This is a genomic window from Roseateles sp. P2_H4 (genome assembly GCF_056403315.1).
In genome coordinates this window covers 14464-33845 of sequence record NZ_JBFUFR010000008.1, presented here as the reverse complement: position 1 = coordinate 33845, position 19382 = coordinate 14464, and the positions used below count along the sequence as shown (strand labels likewise).

Below are 19382 nucleotides of genomic sequence, written 5' to 3'. Positions count from 1 at the left end.
TCATGTCTCGGTATGTATTCAACGCTGCAGGTTGCGCGGTTGGGGCACCGGCTCCAACGGTACGCCGCCGCGCGCCACGGCCAGCGGCACGAGGTGCACGGCCTCCAACGCGTTGGCCGCCTGGCCATCGGTGGTGACGGCCAGCGTCAGCGTGTTGTCGCCGTTCGGATTCAGGATGCCGGGCGGCAGTACGAAGACGCGCTGCGGGCCGACGTGGGCGATGAACTGGCCCATATTCCAGCCGTTGACGAAGATCAGCGCGCGGTTCTCGACCTCGGAGCGCGGCTTCGTCGTATCGCCAAAGGCCAGGCCCAGCTGCACGTCGTGGCCGGCGGGAAGGTCGAGCTTGAAGTGGGTGCGCAGCCAGTAGCTGCCGGGCGCGGGCGGTGCGGCGCTGGGCGTGGTGGTTTCCCACCCAAGCTGCGGCTTGCTCGGATCGACAGGCAGATGCCAGCCCATGCGCTCGCCCTGCAGGCCACCGTTGTTCATCGGGCCGCGCACGAGGTCAGCAATGTCCTCGCCGCCCTTGTTGCCCTGGATCTTCCAGGCGATGGGCAGACCGAAACGCTGGCCGCCCCGGGTCGCCAGCGACGCGGCGATGAGGCCGCGGGCCTCCTTGTGGGCATCGTCGGCGAACAGATCCCAGTTGTGCGAGTTGTTGCGCACGACGACGGCCAGCACATGCTCGCCGGCCGGCAGGTCTTTCAGCTGCTGCTTGAAGCTGTCGGTCGTCTCGGGGAAGGGCCGGCCGGTGTCGTTCTCCTGCTGGCCGAGGAAGCGGCCGTCCAGCCAGACCTGGATCATGCCGGCGCCGCCGCCGCCAAAGAAGAGTTCGAGCTGCAGCGGCTTGGCAGTGCTCGTCGTCGTGAAGCGGCCGCGGTACCAGACGTCGCCGTGGTGGAAGCCGTAGTCGCTCATCGCCAGCACGGGCTGGCCCTTGTCGGGCGCGGTGTAGACATTGGCGGCCGAAGCGGTCGCGTCGGCCTTGCGCCAGGCGCTGTCGTCGAAGCCGGGTGCGGCTTCGAGGGAGTCGAAGCGGCGCGTCCAGGCCAGTTGCGTCAGGTCGGGCAGCTTGATCACGTCGGGACCGGGCAGGGCGGTGCGGGCGGCGAGGCTGAAGTCTTGAGCTGCAACGGCGACGGGCTGGCCGTTGAAGTTCAGACCGGTGATGCCATCGGGTACCCAGGCGCGCAGTGCGCTGGGCGCGGTCGTGTCGCCGCTCAGCTTCAACGTCTTGCCATCGACGGCCGCCGCGCGAACGAGAGCCGCGCTGCGCACCAGCACGCCTTGCAGCCGCCAGAACTCCTGGGCCGTCTTCTCGTCGGCAAGCAGCAGCAGCAAGGGCGCGCGGCCGGCGCCGCTGATCAGTACTTCGACGAGGCCGCTGTGCTGGTAGTTCAGCCGCAGGTCGCCGCTCCTGGCATCCCAGTTCAGCTGGGCCTGGCCGCGCAGCAGCTTCACGGTCGGCCTGGCGGCATAGCGCAGCACGGTCTCGCCGTCGTCGCCGTTGCGGCCGTAGAACAGCGCCACGTCGCGCGCGCCCTGCTGCAGCTGCGCCTGCAGCTCGCTCGTGCTGTAGACGAGATGCTGGCGCTCCAGCGCGTAGCTGGCCAGCAGCATCTTGGCGTCCTGGCCGGTCAGTGTCAGCTTGCCGGCGTGCGGGATCTGGTAGCTGCCGTCGCGCGTCTGCAGCTTGAAGCCGAAGGCCTCGGTGCCGGTCAGCGCGTTGTGCTGCGCCAGCAGTACATGGCTGCCCAGTGCCTGGTTGACGTTGTGATACAGCCTGACCTTGGCATTGCCCGGGTCCAGCGGTTCGCCCTTGTCCATCTGCGTCAGTACCGGCGTGGCGGCCTGGACGAAGCCGCCCATCTGCTTGAGCACCAGGGCCTTGTCGCGCATGACGCGGGCCTCGCTGATGGGCGAGCCGTAGTCGTAGCTGGTGTAGACGATGGGCCCGGGTTGCCAGCCCCAGCTGGTGCCGCCGAAGGCCATGTAGATGGAATGGATGGTCAGCGCATTGATGAGGCTGCTGCCGTAGAACACGCGCTGGTAGCCGGGGCCCTGGCGCTGGGCCGTGCACTCATAGGTGCCGTTGCTGCCCCAGTAGTCGAACCAGCCCGCGCCGATCTCGGCGACAAAGCCCGGCGTGTTGGGCGAGGCCAGAGAGCCGACCTTGGGATAGTTCTTGCCGTAGATGCCCCAGTCCGGCGCCGGTGCGGGCGTGCCGGTTTGCGCATCCACGCTGCAGACGCCGCCGGGGTAGCCGTCGAAGGCGTAGAGGTCGGTCGGACCGGGGTTGGCGAAGGACGCGGTGGAGTTCTTCGGCGTCCAGTCCGGCAGGCGTGAAGCGGCATTGTGGAAGAGGGGCACCGTGATGCCGTCGGCGCGCGCCTTGTCCGCCAGATGCTGCATATGGCGGATGTTCTTGGGCTGCACCGAGAACAGCTCGTTCTCCAGCTGGTAGGCGATGACGTTGCCGCCGCCGTTGGTGATCTGGTGGCGGGCCAGGATGGCGTTGATCTGCGTCATCCATTCATCGGCTGCGGCCTGGTATTCGGCCGCGTCGGTGCGCGCTTCGGCGCGCTGGCGCAGCAGCCAGCCGGGGAAGCCACCGGCGGTCAGCTCAGCATTGACGTAGGGCCCCATGCGGGCGATGACGTAGAGGCCTTCCTCTTCGGCCATCTGGATGGCACGCTCGATGTTGCGCACGCCGGTGAAGTCGTAGTGGCCCGGCTTGGCCGAGTGGTAGCCCCAGCTGAAGTAGAAGGACACGGCGTTCAGCCCGGACGCCTTCATCTTCTGCAGCACGTCGCGCCACAGGCTGGGCGAGGGCAGGCGGAAGGGGTGGATCTCGCCGGCGAAGATCATTTCGCGCCGGCCGTCGATGATCAACGAGTGCCGGTCCCAGGCGATTGCCTTGGGCTTGTTCTTCGGCGCCGTTGCGCGCTCCAGTTGCGCGGTCTCTTCGGAGATCACGGTGAAGTGGCGCACGGTGCCCGACACGCCGCCCAGCTCCTTCTTGGCCGTCCAAGTCTTCAGGCCGTCGAAGCTGTCGGAGTACCAGTAGCGCTTGGTCGTGTAGTCGTCGAAATAGATGCGCCAGCCGCCCTTGATGGGTACCAGGGCCTGGCCTTCGGACGGGCCACCCCAGCCAGCCCAGTCGCCGGTCTTCTCAACCGTCCACGGCCCGTCCAGCGACGGCGCGGTGGCCAGTTCGATGAACTTGGTGGTCTCGTTCTTCGTGAAAGCGACGTAGCGGCCGTCGTGCTGGATGACGAAGGTGTCGATGAAGTTGTTTTCCAAACCTCGCATGGGCACGGGATCGGCGAACTTGGTGAAGCTGGCGTCCAGCGCCTTCACCGAGTAGGCGGCGAACGGTCCTTGTGTGCCGCCCTTGGACAGGCTGACGACCAGCTTCAAGCTGCCGTCGGCCTCGCGGAACCATTCCGGCGCCCAGACGTTGGAGACGCCGGGCAGCTTGACCGGCACATCGGCCACGTGCGTCCAGGTCTTCAGGTCGGCTGACCTCGCGATGCCGAAGGTCGAGCCCGACCAGTTCGTCGTGTAGGCGATGTAGTAGAGGCCGTCGGCCGCGCGGATGATGGACGGGTCGCGCAGCAGGTCCTTGGGCGGCTCATAGACCTCAGAGCCCAGCGACGTGAACGTGATGCCGTCGCTCGACGAGAACAGGCTGAGCTTGTTCTGCGAGGTCGCCATGAAGGCGGACATCAGGAAGCTGCGCTCGGCCTTGGCGGCCGGCGCGACCGCTCGAGCCGGCGTGCTGACGGCGGTGGGCGCCTGCTGGCCGGGCAGGTCCTGTGCGACGGCAGCGGCACACAGCAGCAGCGCGGCGAGCGGGAGCGACCGAAGGGCGGAAGGCAGGGCAGCGTGCATGAGCGGACCGGGAGTGCGGGGAGCCTGAATCAGTGTCACCCGGTTCGCCATCGCCAAAAAATCAAGCGCTTGCGAGAAAGGCGCCATCCAAGGGCTTTCGTGAGGGCAGGCGAAAATGGCGGCCTATGTTCAGTTTCTTCAAGAAGACGCCCCCGCCTCCCGCGCCCGCCGACGAGGCGCCGACCCTGCTTCCGGAAGGCTGGGTCACCAAGCCGGCCAGCAAGCCGGCGCCGGAGCCCGTTCCGGCCCCTGCAACGGTCATCGCCCCTGTGCCAGCCCCCGTGCCAGCCGTCGTTGCTGCGCCTATCGCTGCACCCTTTGCAGCGCCTGTCGTGGTGTCAGCGCCAGTGCAGGCGCCCGTTGCCGTGCCGGCCCTGCCGCCGCGCGCCAGCTGGATGGACCGCCTGCGCGCCGGCCTGCGCAAGACCGGCGGCAGCATTGCCGGCGTCTTCAGCGGCGCCAAGATCGACGAGCAGCTCTACGAAGAGCTGGAAGAGGCCCTGCTGATGGCCGATGCCGGCGTCAAGGCGACGCAGTTCCTGCTCGATGACCTCAAGCGCCGCGTCAAGGATGCCCGCGTGACCGAGCCGCAGGCCGTGCGTGGCCTGCTCATCGACGCGTTGGCCGAGCTGCTGGCGCCGCTGGAGAAGGGCCTGGAAGTGGGGCGCCACACGCCCACCGTCATGATGGTCGTCGGCGTCAACGGTGCCGGCAAGACGACCAGCATCGGCAAGCTGACCCGCCACCTGGCCGAGGCCGACCAGAAGGTGCTGCTGGCCGCCGCCGACACCTTCCGCGCCGCCGCGCGTGAGCAGTTGGGCGTCTGGGCCGACCGCGCCAAGGTCGAGATCATCAGCCAGGAGGGTGGCGACCCTGCCGCCGTGTCCTTCGATGCCGTCAACGCCGGCCGTGCGCGCGGCGTCGATGTCGTCATTGCCGACACGGCCGGTCGCCTGCCGACCCAGGTCCACCTGATGGAGGAGCTGAAGAAGATCAGGCGCGTCATCGCCAAGGCCCAGGAGGGCGCGCCTCACGAGGTGCTGCTGGTGGTGGACGGCAACACCGGCCAGAACGCGCTGAACCAGGTCAAGGTTTTTGACGAGGCGTTGGGCCTGACCGGACTGATCGTCACCAAGCTCGACGGTACGGCCAAGGGCGGCGTGCTCGCGGCCATCGCGCGCGAGCGGCCCGTGCCCGTCTATTTCATCGGCGTCGGCGAGAAGCTGGAAGACCTCGAGACCTTCAGCGCGCGCGAGTTCGCGCGCGCCCTGCTGGAATAAATCGTTTCAATGGGCCTGGGGCGTGTCGGCGTAGTAGCCGGACGCCTTGGCCTTGGAGAACAGCCGTTCGCGCAGCGTTTCCGGCGTGTCGTTCTGCCACTCACGGTCCCAGTGCGTGACCGCCAGCTCCGTGGCGCCCAGCACCCGCAGCAGGCGTTCGCGCTTGCGGGAGTGGCGGACCTGGTCTTCGGCGACGGGCAGCAGCACGACAGAGCGCACATAGCCGTGCTCGTCGCACAGTGCAAAGTCGACAGTCAGCAGGCCAGTGCGAGACAGCCACTCGCGGTAGGAGTATTGCTTGGGCACGCGCACCAGCTTGTGCAGGGGCACATGGGCCAGCAGAAAGCCTTTGGGATGCTCCAGCGTCAGCGCGTGGGAGATGCTCTTGTGGGCGTGGCGCTCCGAGCTCACCAGCACGCGTGCGGCCGTGGGCGGCCAGTGCATCACGGTGTCAGATGCGTCGACCTGGCGGCGCGGGGCGCCCTGTCCGGTCAGGTTGCTCAGCCAGGCGGGGAGGTGAAGATTCAGCATGCGGAGCACGCTAGCGGCAGTGCCGGGTCTTGACCATGGCCGGCTGTCCCCGGACCTTGGGACCAAGTGTGAGCACTTGTGTCGCCGGACAGTCCGACGAAGGATTGGGTGCTGGTTGTCCCTAGCCCATCAGGCCGCCGGGGCCGCCCATGCCCTTCATGCCGCCCATCTTCTTCATCATCTTCATCAGGCCGCCGCCCTTCATCTTCTTCATCATGCCCTGCATCTGGTCGAACTGATTCAGCAGGCGGTTGACGTCCTGGATCTGTACGCCGGCGCCTGTGGCGATGCGGCGCTTGCGGCTGGCCTTGCTCTTGCCGTCCATCAGCAGCGTGGGCTGGGCGCGCTCCTTGGCGGTCATGGCGCGCAGGATGCCTTCCATGCGCTTCATGTCGCGCTCGGCACGGTCCATGTCGGCCTGGCCGGGCTGCTTGTTGCCCATCATGGCGGTCGGCAGCTTGTCCATCAGGCCGCCCAGGCCGCCCATCTTCTTCATCTGCGCGATCTGCTGCAGGAAGTCGTTCAGGTCAAAGCCGCTGCCGCTCTTGAGCTTCTCGGCCATGGCCTGGGCACTGGCCAGGTCAACGTTCTGCGTGACCTGCTCGACCAGGGCCACGATGTCGCCCATGCCCAGCACGCGGCCGGCATGGCGGTCGGCGTCGAAGACTTCCAGGCCGTCGATCTTCTCGGACACGCCGGCGAACTTGATCGGCGCACCGGTGATCTGGCGCACCGACAGGGCCGCGCCACCGCGCGAGTCGCCGTCGAGCTTGGTCAGGATGACGCCGGTCAGCGGCAGTGCTTCCTTGAAGGCCTTGGCGGTGTTGACCGCGTCCTGGCCCTGCATGGCGTCGACGACGAACAGCGTCTCGACGGGATTCAGGACGCTGTGCAGCTCCTTGATCTCGGCCATCAGCGCTTCGTCGATGGCCAGGCGGCCGGCCGTGTCGACCAGCAGCACGTCGATGTAGTGGCGCTTGGCGTAGTCCAGCGCGGCCAGGGCGATGTCGCGCGGCTTCTGGTCGGGCGTGGACTCGAACCATTCGGCGCCGGCCTGCTTGGTCACCGTCTTCAGCTGCTCGATGGCGGCGGGGCGGTAGACGTCGGCGGAGACCGTCAGCACCTTCTTCTTGCGCTTCTCGATCAGGTGCTTGGCCAGCTTGGCGGTGGTCGTCGTCTTGCCGGCGCCCTGCAGACCGGCCATCAGGATCACGGCAGGCGGCTGGGCGGCCAGGTTGATGTCGGCCACGCCCTCGCCCATGGTGGCGGCGAGTTCCTTGTGCACCACCGAAACCAGCACCTGGCCCGGGTTCAGCGAGCCGACGACCTCCTGGCCCAGCGCCTTCTCCTTCACGCGGGCGATGAAGTCGCGTACCACCGGCAAGGCCACGTCGGCCTCCAGCAGGGCCACGCGCACCTCGCGCAGCATGTCCTGCACATTGCTTTCAGTGATGCGGGCCTGCCCGCGCATCGTCTTGACGAGGCGACTCAGGCGGTCGGAGAGGGTGGAAGCCATGTTTGGGAAGGGGGCCTGGGTCGACAGAACGGCGACAGGCCAAAAGTACACTGCAGCCATGAGTTTATCGCCCGCCCCTGTTGGAGACGCCGCCGTGGTCGGCGCCGTCGGGCCGGGCCTCGCATTGGCCGTCGCCAGCGCGCTGGCGCTGCTGGGTTATGTCTGGGTCGGCCTGCTGCGCGCGCGCACCGGTGATGCGGACGCCGCGGTGCGTCGCCCGCTGCGCTCCGTGCCGCCCATGGCCCTGGCCTGGACGGCCCAGTTCATCGCCCTCTATATAGACATCAGTGGCTACGGCCTGGCCGAGCCGGGTGCGCGCTTCGGCTTCGCGCCGGCGCTGTCGATGACGACCTGGCTGGTGCTGACGGTCTATCTGGTCGAAAGCCGTTTTCTGCCGCTGCACAGCGTGCGCCGCGTGCTGGCCTGGCTGGCGGCGGCTGCCGTGCTGCTGGCCTGGGGCTTCCCGGGCGAAAGCCGGCCGACGGCCGCCTCGCCCTGGGCGCCGCTGCATTGGGTGCTGGGCTTGGCGTCCTATGGCCTCTTCGGCGTGGCGGTGCTGCACGCGGCGCTGATGAACCGCGCCGAATCCCAGCTGCGCCGCAAGCAGTCGACACCGGCCGGCCTGCCGCTGCTGCGGCTGGAACGGCTGACCTTCCAGTTCGTGGCCGCCGGCGTCGGCGTGCTGTCGCTGGCCATCGTGCTGGGCTGGTGGTTCACGCCGCATTGGCGCTGGGACCACAAGAACCTGCTCGCCGTGCTGGGTTGGCTGGTACTGACCGGCCTGCTCGTCGGCCGGCGCATCTATGGCTGGCGCGGCCGGCGCGCGACGCGTTGGCTCTATGCCGGCGCCGCCCTGCTGCTGCTGTCCTATGCCGGCTCGCGTTTCGTGCTGGAGGTCATCCTGCAACGCGGTGTCAACGGAGGCGGCGCATGAAGTACCTGCTGCTGCTGGTCGGACTGGCCGTGCTTTTCTTCGTGCTGGGTGTCAGGCGCGCCAAGCCGCGCGAGCCCGAGGCGAGCCAACCCCAGCCGCCCGCACCGCCCCGCCCCATGCTGCGTTGCGCCGAATGCGGCATGCACCTGCCGGCCGATGAGGCCCTGCCGGGCAAGGGCGGCGTGTTTTGCAGCGCGGGCCACCGCAGCAGCTTCGAGGCCCGCCAGGGCCAGGCCTGAAGGTGGCCGGCGCGGGGAGCTGGTTCGTCGAACAGCCGCCGGCGGAGCCGCCGGTCGAGGCCAGTGCTTCGTTCGAACGCCTCTACCGGGCCTTCCTGTCGGCGCGGGCCGCCCTGGGCCTGGCTTTGGTGGCGGCGCAAATGATCTCCGCCATTCTGGGGACGACACCGGCGCGCTCGACGCTGGCGCTCAGCGTCTCCTATGCACTGGCGGCGCTGGCGCTCTGGCTGCTGCCGCAGTTGCGGCGCGGGGCTTCCGCACGCAGCCTCGCGCGCATCAGCAGCCCCCATTGGTGGAGTGCCATCGGCGTGGACCTGATCCTGTTTGGCGCGCTGCATGCGCTGGACCCGAGCGGCGTGAACTACGGCGCCTTGTTCGTCATGCCGGTGCTGATGGCGGCCGTGCTGAGCCCGCGGTTGCTGGCGCTGGCGACGGCCGCGATCGCGACGCTGGGCCTGCTGGCTGCGGCGGGTTGGTCGCTGCTGTCGGGCAACGATGTGGGCTTGAAGACGACGCAGGCCGGTCTGGTGGGGGGCGGCCTGTTCGCCGTCAGCCTGCTGGCCAGCGAGCTCAGCGCCCGCCTGGCCCGCGAGGAAAGGGCCGCGCGCGGCAGCCTCGCGCTGGCGCGCCAGCAGGAGCAACTGAACCGCCTCGTCATCGACGAGATGCAGGAGGGCGTCCTCGTCGTCGATCGGCGCGGCCGCGTGCGCGCGATGAACCCGGCGGCGCGCGTCCTGCTGGGCGCCGCCAGTGGCGAGCTGAGCTGGCAGCTGCGCGGCCGGGCCGACTGGCAGCCGCTGGTGCTGGCCCTGGAGCAGGCTCACGGCAGCAGCGCTGGCGAGGCGGGCGCGGAGGTCGACGTGGCGCTCGCGCTGGACAACGGCGCCGCGCGCAGCCTGCGCCTGCGGCTGCGCTTCACGCGCCAGCGCGAGGGCAGCGAGGAGCTGTGCGTGCTCTTCGTCGAGGACAACCGCGAGCTGCTGGCGCGCACCCGCCAGGAGAAGCTGGCCGCCATGGGCCGGGTGTCGGCGGGCATTGCGCACGAGATCCGCAACCCGCTGGCGGCAATAGCGCAGGCGAATGCCTTGCTGGCCGAGGACGTGGCCGGCGGCCGCGCGGAGCAGCTGACCAAGATGGTGGCTTCCAATGTGCAGCGGCTCAAGCGCCTGGTCGATGACGTCAGCGAACTGGCTCCCGGCATGCAGCCCGACACCCAGCCGCTGGACGTCAGCATGCTGGTGAAGGAGGCCTGCGAGGACTGGGTGCGCGTCAATGGCGTCGAGCCCGGCGCCGGGAGCCGCTTCCAGCTGCACATCGCCGCGCCGGGCCTGGTGGGCCTGTTCGACGCCGAGCATCTGCGTCGCGTCCTCGTCAACCTGCTGGACAACGCGCATCGCCATGCCGAACCGGGCGCGGGTGCCATCCAGGCAAGCCTGGAGCGCCACGGCGATGCGCTGGACCTGCTCGTGCGCAGCGCGGGCCCGCCGGTGCCGCACGAGATCGAGCGCCATCTGTTCGAGCCTTTCTTCTCGACCCGCAGCCGCGGTTCGGGCCTGGGCCTCTATATTTGTCGTGAGCTGTGCGAGCGTCATGGTGCCCGCATCGACTACCGCCGCGCCACCGAGGCGGCGGCCAACGAGTTCCGCGTTCGACTGCGCACGCCCTCATCCGCATCCCCTGCATGACTACTGCTTCGCCCCCGCGCCTGCTGGTCGTTGACGACGAGCCCGATCTGCGCACGCTCTACGAGCTGACGCTGCTGCGCGAAGGCTATGAGATCGACAGCGCTGGCACGGTGGCCGAGGCGCTCGCGCATCTGCAGGCCGGGACCTACAGCGCCGTCATCACCGACATGAAGCTGCCCGACGGCTCGGGCCTGGCGTTGCTGCGCTGGCTGGAGCAGGCGGGCCGGCCGGAGAAGGCCATCGTCATCACCGCCTTCGGCTCGGCCGAGAACGCCGTGGAGGCCTTGAAGGCCGGCGCCTACGACTATCTGACCAAGCCGGTGGACCTGCGCCAGTTCCGCCTCGTCGTCGGATCGGCCCTGGGCCGCGTGGCGCCCGAGCCGGCGCCGGCGGCGGCACAAGAGAAGGACGTGGCGACGCCCGCGTCGGCCTTGCGCCTGGTCGGCGAATCACCCGCCATCCGCGCGGTGCGGTCGCTGATCGACAAGGTGGCGCGCAGCATGGCGCCGGTGCTGGTACAGGGCGAGTCCGGCACCGGCAAGGAGCTGGTGGCGCGCGCCATCCACGACCACGGCGTGCGGGCTGACGCGCGCTTTGTCGCTGTCAACTGCGGCGCCATTCCCGAGAATCTGCTGGAGGCCGAGTTCTTCGGCTACCGCAAGGGCGCCTTCACCGGTGCCAACGAGGACCGCGAGGGTTTTTTCCAGGCGGCCGACGGCGGCACGCTTTTCCTCGACGAGATTGGCGACCTGCCGCTGGCCATGCAGAGCAAGCTGCTGCGCGTCATCCAGGAGCGTTCGGTGCGACCGGTCGGCGCCACCGCCGAGACGCCGATCAATGTGCGCATCCTCAGCGCGACGCACAAGGACCTGTCCGCCGAGGTCGCGGCGGGCCGCTTCCGCCAGGACTTGTTCTACCGCCTCAATGTCATCCAGATCCGCGTGCCGCCGCTGCGCGAGCGGCTGGAGGACCTGGGCCTGATCAGCACCCGGGTGCTGACGCGCATCGCCCAGGACGCTGGTGTCTCGCCGGCGCCGCGGCTGACGGCGGGCGCGCTGCAGACCTTGTCGCGCTATGCCTTCCCCGGCAATGTGCGCGAACTGGAGAACCTGCTGCACCGCGCGCTGGCGCTGGCCGGCGGTGAGTGGATAGACGCCGACGATCTCGGCCTGCCCGACACCCTGCTCGATGAAGGCCGCAGCGAGTCGCAGTTCGCCGCCCTGGACCTCCCCATCGAGGCAGCGCCCGTCGTCGAGGGCGTGTCCCTGCCCGAGGAGCTGCCATCGGACCTGGCGCGCTATCTCGACGAGGTCGAGCGCGCCATCCTGCTGCGGGCTTTGGAGCTGCACCGCTTCAACCGCACGGCGGCGGCGGCCAGCCTCGGGCTGTCGCTGCGCCAGATCCGCTACCGCATGGCGCGGTTGGCGATCTCGGCGGGTGACAGTTGAACGAAAAACCTTCTCGGGATTTGCCCTGCTTGAATCTGCAGCGTGGCTGTCGGGTGCTTGTCCGGGCCTAGCGTTGGCGCGGCTTTGCGGGCCGCTTCGACCCGCCAGCCCAGTGTTGATGCGGGTTGTCGGCCATGAGCCCCGATCTGATCGGACAAAGGCGCGCGCCGGGCATTTTTCCAGCGGAATCACGCCCAGGGTTTGACACTAGGGGTAGTGCTTGAGGGGTCTTCGGCCCATAGATATAGTGTCCCTTCGTGATATCCTGCTAACCCAGTCGACCCCATGACCTTCCCCTCGGATTTGCTGTTTGCAGTGGCTTGGCCACCGCAGCAAAGCGCCCGAGGCCCAAGCCGGAACACCGGCCTGGCAATGGACCGGCAGGGACGAAACACCCCACTGAAGCTACGCACCATGCGCTGGCCCGACCTCCGGGTTGCTGCCGCGCATTTGCCCGTCATTTCTCGATAAAGGATCTCCTCATGCTGCATGAAGCCGCCACGGGTCAGGCCCAAGCCATTCCCGCTGCACCGGTCGCGTTTGGATCCGACGCGTCCGCTCCCAGCGCCCCCACGCTGACGACCTACCAGGCCTACCAGATCATTCGCCGCAACGGTGCCGTGGTCTCGTTCGAGCCGAGCAAGATCGCCGTCGCGCTGATGAAGGCCTTCCTGGCCGTGCACGGCACCAGCGGTGCAGCCTCGGCCAGCGTGCGCGAGACGGTGGAGCAGCTGACCCAGAACGTCGTGCGCGCCCTGCTGCGTTCGCGTCCGAGCGGCGGCACCTTCCATATTGAAGATGTGCAGGACCAGGTTGAACTGGGCCTGATGCGCAGCAGCAACCACGAAGTCGCCCGCGCCTATGTGCTGTATCGCGAGCGCCGCACCCAGGAGCGTGCCGCCCAGGGCGAGGCCACGCGYGCGGCCGAGCCGSAGCTGATGGTGGTGGACGGCGGCGAGCGTCGTCCGCTGGACCTCGGCCAGCTGAAGTCGCTGATCGTCTCCGCCTGCGAGAACCTCGGCGCCGACGTCAAGCCCGACCCCGTGCTGGCCGAGACCATGCGCAATCTGTACGACGGCGTCGCGATCGACGAGGTCTACAAGGCCGCCATCCTGGCCGCCCGCACGCTGATCGAGAAGGACCCCGGCTACAGCCGCGCCACCGCCCGCCTGCTGCTGCACACCATCCGCCGCGAGATCATCGGCGGCGAGGTGCTGCAGGGCGAGATGGCCCAGCGCTATGCCGAGTACTTCCCCGGCTATATCAAGAAGGGCATCAAGGCCGAGCTGCTGGACGAGAAGCTCGGCCAGTACGACCTGGCCAAGCTGGGCGCCGCGCTGAAGGCCGAACGCGACCTGCAGTTCGACTACCTCGGCCTGCAGACGCTGTACGACCGCTACTTCCTGCACATCGAAGACCAGCGCATCGAGATGCCGCAGGCCTTCTTCATGCGCGTGGCCATGGGCCTGGCGCTGGGCGAGATCGACCGCGAAGCGCGCGCCATCGAGTTCTACGAAGTGCTGTCGAGCTTCGACTTCATGTCGAGCACGCCCACCCTCTTCAACGCCGGCACGCGCCGCTCGCAGTTGTCGAGCTGCTACCTGACGACGGTCAGCGATGACCTCGACGGCATCTACGAGGCCCTGAAGGAGAACGCGCTGCTGAGCAAGTTTGCCGGTGGCCTGGGCAACGACTGGACGCCGGTGCGTGCGCTCGGCTCGCACATCAAGGGCACCAACGGCAAGTCGCAAGGCGTCGTCCCCTTCCTGAAGGTCGTCAACGACACGGCCGTCGCCGTGAACCAGGGCGGCAAGCGCAAGGGCGCCGTCTGCGCCTACCTGGAAACCTGGCACCTCGACATCGAAGAGTTCCTGGACCTGCGCAAGAACACCGGCGACGACCGCCGCCGCACCCACGACATGAACACGGCGAACTGGATTCCCGACCTGTTCATGAAGCGTGTCCTCGAAGGCGGCGACTGGACGCTGTTCAGCCCCTCCACCTGCCCGGACCTGCATGACCTGTTCGGCAAGCCCTTCGAAGTGGCCTACACGGCCTACGAGGCCAAGGCCGACCGCGGCGAGATCAAGCTCTTCAAGCGCATGCCGGCCAAGGACCTGTGGCGCAAGATGCTGTCGATGCTGTTCGAGACGGGCCACCCCTGGATCACGTTCAAGGACGCCTGCAATGTGCGCAGCCCGCAGCAGCATGTCGGCGTCGTGCACTCCAGCAACCTGTGCACCGAGATCACGCTGAACACCAACGACAGCGAGATCGCCGTCTGCAACCTCGGCTCCGTCAACCTGGCCCAGCACATCAAGGATGGCGCCATCGACCAGGTCAAGATGAAGAAGACGGTGCGCACGGCCATGCGCATGCTCGACAACGTCATCGACATCAACTACTACGCCGTCAAGAAGGCCCGCGACTCCAACCTGCGCCACCGTCCGGTCGGCCTGGGCATCATGGGCTTCCAGGACGCGCTGTATCAACTGCGCACGCCCTACGCCAGCCACGCTGCCGTCGAGTTCGCCGACCGCTCGATGGAAGCCGTCTGCTACCACGCCTACTGGGCCTCGACCGAGATGGCCGAAGAGCGCGGCCGCTATTCCTCGTACAAGGGCTCGCTGTGGGACCGCGGCATCCTGCCGATCGACTCGCTCGACCTGCTGGCCGAAGCCCGCGGCGGCTACGTCGACGTGGACCGCTCGACGACGCTGGACTGGGATTCGCTGCGCGGCCGCATCGCCACCTTCGGCATGCGCAACAGCAACTGCATCGCCATCGCGCCGACGGCCACCATCTCCAACATCATTGGCGTCGACGCGTCGATCGAACCCTGCTTCGGCAATCTGTCGGTCAAGTCCAACCTGTCCGGCGAGTTCACCGTCATCAACGAATCGCTGGTGCGTGACCTGAAGGCCCTGGGCCTGTGGGACGACGTGATGGTCATGGACCTCAAGCACTTCGACGGCTCGCTGCGCCGCATCGACCGCGTGCCCGAGGACATCAAGGCGCTGTACGCGACGGCCTTCGAGGTCGACACCGTGTGGCTGATCGAAGCCGGCTCGCGCCGCCAGAAGTGGATCGACCAGGCGCAGAGCCTGAACATCTACATGGCCGGCGCATCGGGCAAGAAGCTCGACGAGACCTACAAGCTGGCGTGGCAGCGCGGCCTGAAGACGACCTACTACCTGCGCACCATCAGCGCGACACAGGCCGAGAAGAGCACGGTCACGCGCTCGGGCCAGCTCAACTCGGTGTCGTCCAGCGCGGCGCCGGTGATGGCTGCTGCGGCTGCACCGATCGCTGTCGTCGAGCCCGAACTGCCGGCCACCGACATGAAGTTCTGCGCCATCGACGACCCCGGCTGCGAGGCCTGCCAGTAAGTCGAAGTGGAGGTGTGTACTTGTATAGACAAGTGCGCACCTCCTGTTTTCGATGCCCACGCGCAACAAACTTTGCGCGAATGATGCAAATAGCCGCAGCTAGTTCTTGTTGATTTGCACAAGCACTGCCGATAATTAGAAGTGATAGGAAGCACACCATGCTGGATTGGGACGAAGACCTGAAGTCCACTGATACCCACACCGCGAAGCCTCTCGCGGCCATGCCTTCGGCGACAGCGTCGCGCGAAGCCGCCAGCATCTCCATCCCCGCTCCCCAGCTGTCCGGTGAACCCACGACCGCGCGTCGCGTGCGTGCCGCCGACAAGCGCATCATCAACGGCCAGACCGACGTCAACCAGTTGGTGCCGTTCAAGTACAAGTGGGCCTGGGAGAAGTACCTCGCCACCTGCGCCAACCACTGGATGCCGCAGGAAGTGAACATGAGCCGCGACATCGCGCTCTGGAAGGATCCCAACGGCCTGACCGAAGACGAGCGCCGCATCATCAAGCGCAACCTCGGCTTCTTCGTCACCGCCGACTCGCTGGCCGCCAACAACATCGTGCTGGGCACCTACCGCCACATCACGGCGCCGGAGGCCCGTCAGTTCCTGCTGCGCCAGGCCTTCGAAGAAGCGATCCACACGCACGCCTACCAGTACATCGTGGAGTCGCTCGGTCTCGACGAGAGCGAGATCTTCAACGCCTACAACGAAGTCCAGTCCATCCGTGACAAGGACGAGTTCCTGATCCCCTTCATCGGCGCGATCATGGACCCGAACTTCAACACCGGCACGCCCGAGACCGACCAGACGCTGCTGAAGAGCCTGATCGTCTTCGCCTGCCTGATGGAAGGCATGTTCTTCTACGTCGGCTTCACGCAGATCCTGGCGATGGGCCGCCAGAACAAGATGACCGGTGCGGCAGAGCAGTACCAGTACATCCTGCGCGACGAGTCCATGCACTGCAATTTCGGCATCGACCTGATCAACCAGATCAAGCTTGAGAACCCGCACCTCTGGACGGCCGAGTTCAAGGCCGAGATCAAGGCGCTGTTCCTGAAGGCCGTCGAGCTGGAATATCGCTACGCCGAGGACACCATGCCGCGTGGCGTGCTGGGCCTCAACGCCTCGATGTTCAAGGGCTATCTGCGCTTCATCGCGAATCGTCGCGCGGTGCAGATCGGCCTTGAAGCCCTGTTCCCTAACGAAGAAAATCCCTTCCCCTGGATGAGCGAGATGATCGACTTGAAGAAGGAACGCAACTTCTTCGAGACCCGTGTCATCGAGTACCAATCAGGCGGGGCCCTGAGCTGGGACTGAAGTCTCAGCCATCACAAGATCAAGACCTGGCCAATGCAGTCACCGAGCGAAACCCGCATCAGCACCCTTGWGGTGGCGGGGCTGCATGGCGATCCGATTCACCGTACCGAGGCGTTCCTCCTGAGCGACTCTCGGACGGTGAATAACCGTATCTGCACGGACCGGTCCGTGCGGGACGGTGACTTTTCCACTTGATCAAGGAGAAAACCATGGCAACTGCGAAGACCCCGGCTAAGGCCGCACCGAAGAAGGCCGCTCCGGCCAAGAAGGCCGCTCCGGCCAAGAAGGCTGCTCCGGCGAAGAAGGCCGCTCCGGCCAAGAAGGCCGCTCCGGCCAAGAAGGCCGCTCCGGCCAAGAAGGCCGCTCCGGCCAAGAAGGCTGCTCCGGCAAAGAAGGCCGCTCCGGCAAAGAAGGCCGCTCCGGCCAAGAAGGCTGCTCCGGCAAAGAAGGCCGCTCCGGCCAAGAAGGCTGCTCCGGCGAAGAAGGCCGCTCYGGCCAAGAAGGCTGCAGCTCCTAAGAAGGCTGCTGCCAAGAAGGCCGCACCGAAGAAGGCTGCACCCGCCAAGAAGGCTGCTGCTCCCAAGAAGGCTGCTCCGGCCAAGAAGGCTGCTGCTCCCAAGAAGGCTGCTGCCAAGCCTGCCGCCAAGCCCGCTGCGAAGCCTGCTGCCAAGAAGGCCGCTGCTCCGAAGAAGGCTGCCGCCAAGCCTGCCCCTGCTGCCAAGCCTGCCGCTGCTGCGACCGCTCCTGCGGCCAAGACCGCGCTGAGCCCGCAAGCTGCCTGGCCCTTCCCGACCGGCAACAAGCCCTAATCAGGCGATCCGCTGACTCGTCTCCGGGTGGCTTGTCCACCCGGATCCCGGCGAATCAGACACCCGGCACCGAATTTTCGGTGCCGGGTTTTTTTATTGCCGGCGCACTCGTGCAAGTGGGCGCGGATGCATCTGCTGACGCCTCTTGCCGGCGATGCGGCCTGGTCCTACAGCTGTTGCCGCTGCGAGGGCCTAACTTTGATCCCGGGCGCAGACTCCCGGCCTCTCTCCCCGCAGCACGACAGCGTGCCCCGACTGACGCATGACGTTGGCCGAAGCGCTCAAGTCTCGAGGACTCGCACGGGGCTCTGCGTCTTTCCCATTGGCGCGGCGATGAAGATCAAGACCCCGCGATGACTGCGGTGTCGGACGCTGCCGCGCTCAGGGGTAGAAGATGTTGACGCTGTAGCCGCTGACCTTTTGCCCGCCCGTGCCGAACACCAGGCTCAGCGCCTGTTCGGACTCGGCATTGACCTGGGTCAACGCGGGCGTCAAGGTCTCCGGGCCGAGCACACGGCGCGCGAACGGCACGCCGTTGGCGTCGCTGAGGCTCAGCTCCACCCAGGGCGCTGCGACGTCGACGCCGGTCTTGTTGCGCAGCGACAGGCTGAGCTTGTAGCTGCCGGTGCCCACCGGACTGAGCGACGTGGCATCGATGCTGAGCGCCTCGATGCGGCGCCACGGCTTGACCTCGCAACTGGCAATGCCGCAAAGCGCCCGCAGGGGTTCACGCAGGGGTGCGTGCAGCGCCGCGATGGCGTCGCGGAAGTGCAGCGTGACCTGCAGGCCCAGCAGCAAGGCAAGCAACAGGGAAACGGCGACGAGCGCCACGCGCACGGCCGGGCGATTCCAGCGCGCGCTGCTCTCGGCCTGGCGCATGAACTCGGGCACCCCGGGTTGGGCCTTGGCCGTCTTGGGCGCCTTGGCTGGCTTGACTGCCTTGGCCGGCTTCGCAGGCTTGCCGGGCCGCTCGGCGGGCTCTGCGGTGATGGGCGCCATCTCGGCCATGGACGGTTCGGGCTCGGCATCACGGGCCACCATGGGTGCGGGTTCGACAGCCGCCTCGGCGACCCGGTCATCCTCCACCCAACGGGGCTCCGGCCTGGACTCGTTCCTGCCGAACTCGGAAGGCCAGCCGGTGGGCAGGGCCTCGGCGCGCGGCTCGGGTTCGGGCGGCGGCATCCAATCCGGCGGCGGTGTGTAGGCCGGTGGTGGTGGCGCAGCAGGCGGCGGGGGCGGTGGCAGCGGCTCCGGTTCAGGCGCCATGGCGGCGGGTGCGTATTGCGCCGGCCATGGTGGCGGCGCGTCGCGCTCGATGTCGAACAGCAGTTCGCGGGCGTCGAAGATCTCGGCGCAGCGGCCGCAGCGCACCCAGCCGTCGGAGACGCGCAGCTGGTCCTCGACGATCCTGAAGATCGTGCCGCAGGCGGTGCAGCGCGTCGCGAGGCTCATGCCGGGCGCCGGGCCGTCATCAGGATCCAGCCATCTTCTTCGTCCGTGACTTCGAGCTTCAACCAGGGCGCATAGGCTGCCTTCAGCTCGTCGGCCTGGCGGCTGAGGATGCCGGCCAGGATCAGGTCGCCACCCGGCGCGACATGGGCGCAGAGCAGCGGGGCCAGCAGCTTCAGCGGCGTGGCCAGGATGTTGGCGATGACCAGCGGGTACTCGCCCTGGGCCAGTTCAGGCAGGCCGGGATTGAGCTTGACGTTGTTCGCCGTCGCGTTGTCGCGCGAGGAGGTGATGGCGGCCGGGTCGATGTCGACCGCGTCGATGTCGCGGGCGTCATGCAGGGCCGCGCCGATGGCGAGGATGCCGGAGCCGCAGCCGTAATCCAGCACGCGAGTCCAAGCTTGAACGTGGGTCGCGATCCAGCGCAGGCACATGCGCGTCGTCGGATGCGTGCCGGTGCCGAAGGCCAGGCCCGGGTCCAGGCGCATGACGCGCTGGGCCTGCGGCGGCGCCTCGTGCCAGCTGGGCACGATCCAGAACTCGGGCGTGATCTCCACGGGTGCGAACTGGCTTTGCGTGAGGCGCACCCAGTCCTGCTCGGGCACGGCCTGGATGGCCTGCACATGCACGTCCGCGGCCCACTCCTGGGCCAGGATCAGCGTGGCAGCTTCGGTAGCGTCGGGCTCGCTGGGAAACAGCGCCTTCACGACCGATCGTTCCCAGCCGGCCTTGGGCGCCGGCATGCCGGGCTCGCCGAACAGGGCGTGTTCGGCGTCGGTGTCTGCGTCGGCGTCCTCCACGGAGACGGCGAGCGCGTCGATCTCCATCAGCGCATCGCTGACGATCTCGACATCGGCCTCGCGGCACACCAGCGCAAGTTCAAACAAAT

The 19382-nt window shown here is 67.6% G+C and carries 13 protein-coding genes; 8 read left to right on the top strand and 5 right to left on the bottom strand.

All coding sequences use genetic code 11. The features are described from left to right. Positions 1–18 precede the first annotated feature (18 nt). Positions 19–3894, bottom strand: a complete 3876-nt coding sequence (locus AC1DW3_RS08135) for a beta-galactosidase (protein WP_477930327.1) — start codon at positions 3892–3894, stop codon at positions 19–21. A 125-nt stretch (positions 3895–4019) separates the two neighbouring features. Between AC1DW3_RS08135 and ftsY the strand changes: the two genes are divergently transcribed. Next, positions 4020–5174, top strand: a complete 1155-nt coding sequence (gene ftsY / locus AC1DW3_RS08130) for a signal recognition particle-docking protein FtsY (protein WP_477930325.1) — start codon at positions 4020–4022, stop codon at positions 5172–5174. Between the two features lie 6 nt (positions 5175–5180). On the opposite strand, the gene AC1DW3_RS08125 is transcribed toward ftsY, so the two are convergent. Together AC1DW3_RS08125 and ffh are read right to left on the bottom strand one after the other, a co-directional pair. Further along, positions 5181–5705 (bottom strand): hypothetical protein, encoded by a 525-nt coding sequence (locus AC1DW3_RS08125; protein WP_477930323.1) that lies wholly within the window; start codon positions 5703–5705, stop codon positions 5181–5183. 121 nt (positions 5706–5826) lie between these two features. After that, on the bottom strand, positions 5827–7221 hold the full coding sequence (gene ffh / locus AC1DW3_RS08120) for a signal recognition particle protein (protein WP_477930321.1): 1395 nt from the start codon (positions 7219–7221) through the stop codon (positions 5827–5829). Between the two features lie 58 nt (positions 7222–7279). On the opposite strand from ffh, the gene AC1DW3_RS08115 reads away from it, so the two are divergent. From AC1DW3_RS08115 to AC1DW3_RS08085, 7 genes are all read left to right on the top strand, one after another. Then, positions 7280–8155, top strand: coding sequence for a cytochrome C assembly family protein (locus AC1DW3_RS08115; RefSeq protein WP_477930319.1), 876 nt, complete (start codon positions 7280–7282; stop codon positions 8153–8155). Next, positions 8152–8394 carry a PP0621 family protein gene (locus tag AC1DW3_RS08110; protein ID WP_477930317.1) on the top strand — a complete coding sequence of 81 codons (243 nt, stop codon included), beginning with the start codon at positions 8152–8154 and terminating at the stop codon, positions 8392–8394. Before AC1DW3_RS08115 ends, AC1DW3_RS08110 begins: the two co-directional genes overlap by 4 nt. Before the next feature lie 2 nt (positions 8395–8396). Then, positions 8397–10079 carry a sensor histidine kinase gene (locus AC1DW3_RS08105; protein WP_477930316.1) on the top strand — a complete coding sequence of 561 codons (1683 nt, stop codon included), beginning with the start codon at positions 8397–8399 and terminating at the stop codon, positions 10077–10079. Next, positions 10076–11527 carry a sigma-54-dependent transcriptional regulator gene (locus AC1DW3_RS08100; RefSeq protein ID WP_477930314.1) on the top strand — a complete coding sequence of 484 codons (1452 nt, stop codon included), beginning with the start codon at positions 10076–10078 and terminating at the stop codon, positions 11525–11527. The genes AC1DW3_RS08105 and AC1DW3_RS08100 overlap by 4 nt, the downstream gene beginning before the upstream one ends. A gap of 482 nt (positions 11528–12009) precedes the next feature. Continuing rightward, positions 12010–14916, top strand: a complete 2907-nt coding sequence (locus AC1DW3_RS08095) for a ribonucleoside-diphosphate reductase subunit alpha (RefSeq protein ID WP_477930312.1) — start codon at positions 12010–12012, stop codon at positions 14914–14916. A 158-nt stretch (positions 14917–15074) separates the two neighbouring features. After that, positions 15075–16235 carry a ribonucleotide-diphosphate reductase subunit beta gene (locus AC1DW3_RS08090; protein ID WP_477930310.1) on the top strand — a complete coding sequence of 387 codons (1161 nt, stop codon included), beginning with the start codon at positions 15075–15077 and terminating at the stop codon, positions 16233–16235. A 209-nt stretch (positions 16236–16444) separates the two neighbouring features. Continuing rightward, positions 16445–17044 (top strand): histone, encoded by a 600-nt coding sequence (locus AC1DW3_RS08085; RefSeq protein WP_477930308.1) that lies wholly within the window; start codon positions 16445–16447, stop codon positions 17042–17044. Positions 17045–17425: 381 nt separating this feature from the next. Here the strand turns inward: AC1DW3_RS08085 and AC1DW3_RS08080 are convergent, their stop codons facing one another. Then, positions 17426–18496 (bottom strand): zinc-ribbon and DUF3426 domain-containing protein, encoded by a 1071-nt coding sequence (locus AC1DW3_RS08080; protein WP_477930307.1) that lies wholly within the window; start codon positions 18494–18496, stop codon positions 17426–17428. After that, on the bottom strand, positions 18493–19380 hold the full coding sequence (gene prmA, locus AC1DW3_RS08075; protein ID WP_477930594.1) for a 50S ribosomal protein L11 methyltransferase: 888 nt from the start codon (positions 19378–19380) through the stop codon (positions 18493–18495). Before prmA ends, AC1DW3_RS08080 begins: the two co-directional genes overlap by 4 nt. Between the last annotated feature and the right edge of the window lie 2 nt (positions 19381–19382).

Excerpts from the sequence above, each read along its gene's own strand:
- AC1DW3_RS08115 (WP_477930319.1), top strand. The coding sequence starts at position 7,280 with ATGAGTTTATCGCCCGCCCCTGTTGGAGACGCCGCCGTGGTCGGCGCC.
- AC1DW3_RS08090 (WP_477930310.1), top strand. The coding sequence starts at position 15,075 with ATGCTGGATTGGGACGAAGACCTGAAGTCCACTGATACCCACACCGCG.
- AC1DW3_RS08080 (WP_477930307.1), bottom strand. The coding sequence starts at position 18,496 with ATGAGCCTCGCGACGCGCTGCACCGCCTGCGGCACGATCTTCAGGATC.
- AC1DW3_RS08110 (WP_477930317.1), top strand. The coding sequence starts at position 8,152 with ATGAAGTACCTGCTGCTGCTGGTCGGACTGGCCGTGCTTTTCTTCGTG.
- AC1DW3_RS08135 (WP_477930327.1), bottom strand. The coding sequence starts at position 3,894 with ATGCACGCTGCCCTGCCTTCCGCCCTTCGGTCGCTCCCGCTCGCCGCG.
- AC1DW3_RS08125 (WP_477930323.1), bottom strand. The coding sequence starts at position 5,705 with ATGCTGAATCTTCACCTCCCCGCCTGGCTGAGCAACCTGACCGGACAG.
- AC1DW3_RS08100 (WP_477930314.1), top strand. The coding sequence starts at position 10,076 with ATGACTACTGCTTCGCCCCCGCGCCTGCTGGTCGTTGACGACGAGCCC.
- ftsY (WP_477930325.1), top strand. The coding sequence starts at position 4,020 with ATGTTCAGTTTCTTCAAGAAGACGCCCCCGCCTCCCGCGCCCGCCGAC.
- ffh (WP_477930321.1), bottom strand. The coding sequence starts at position 7,221 with ATGGCTTCCACCCTCTCCGACCGCCTGAGTCGCCTCGTCAAGACGATG.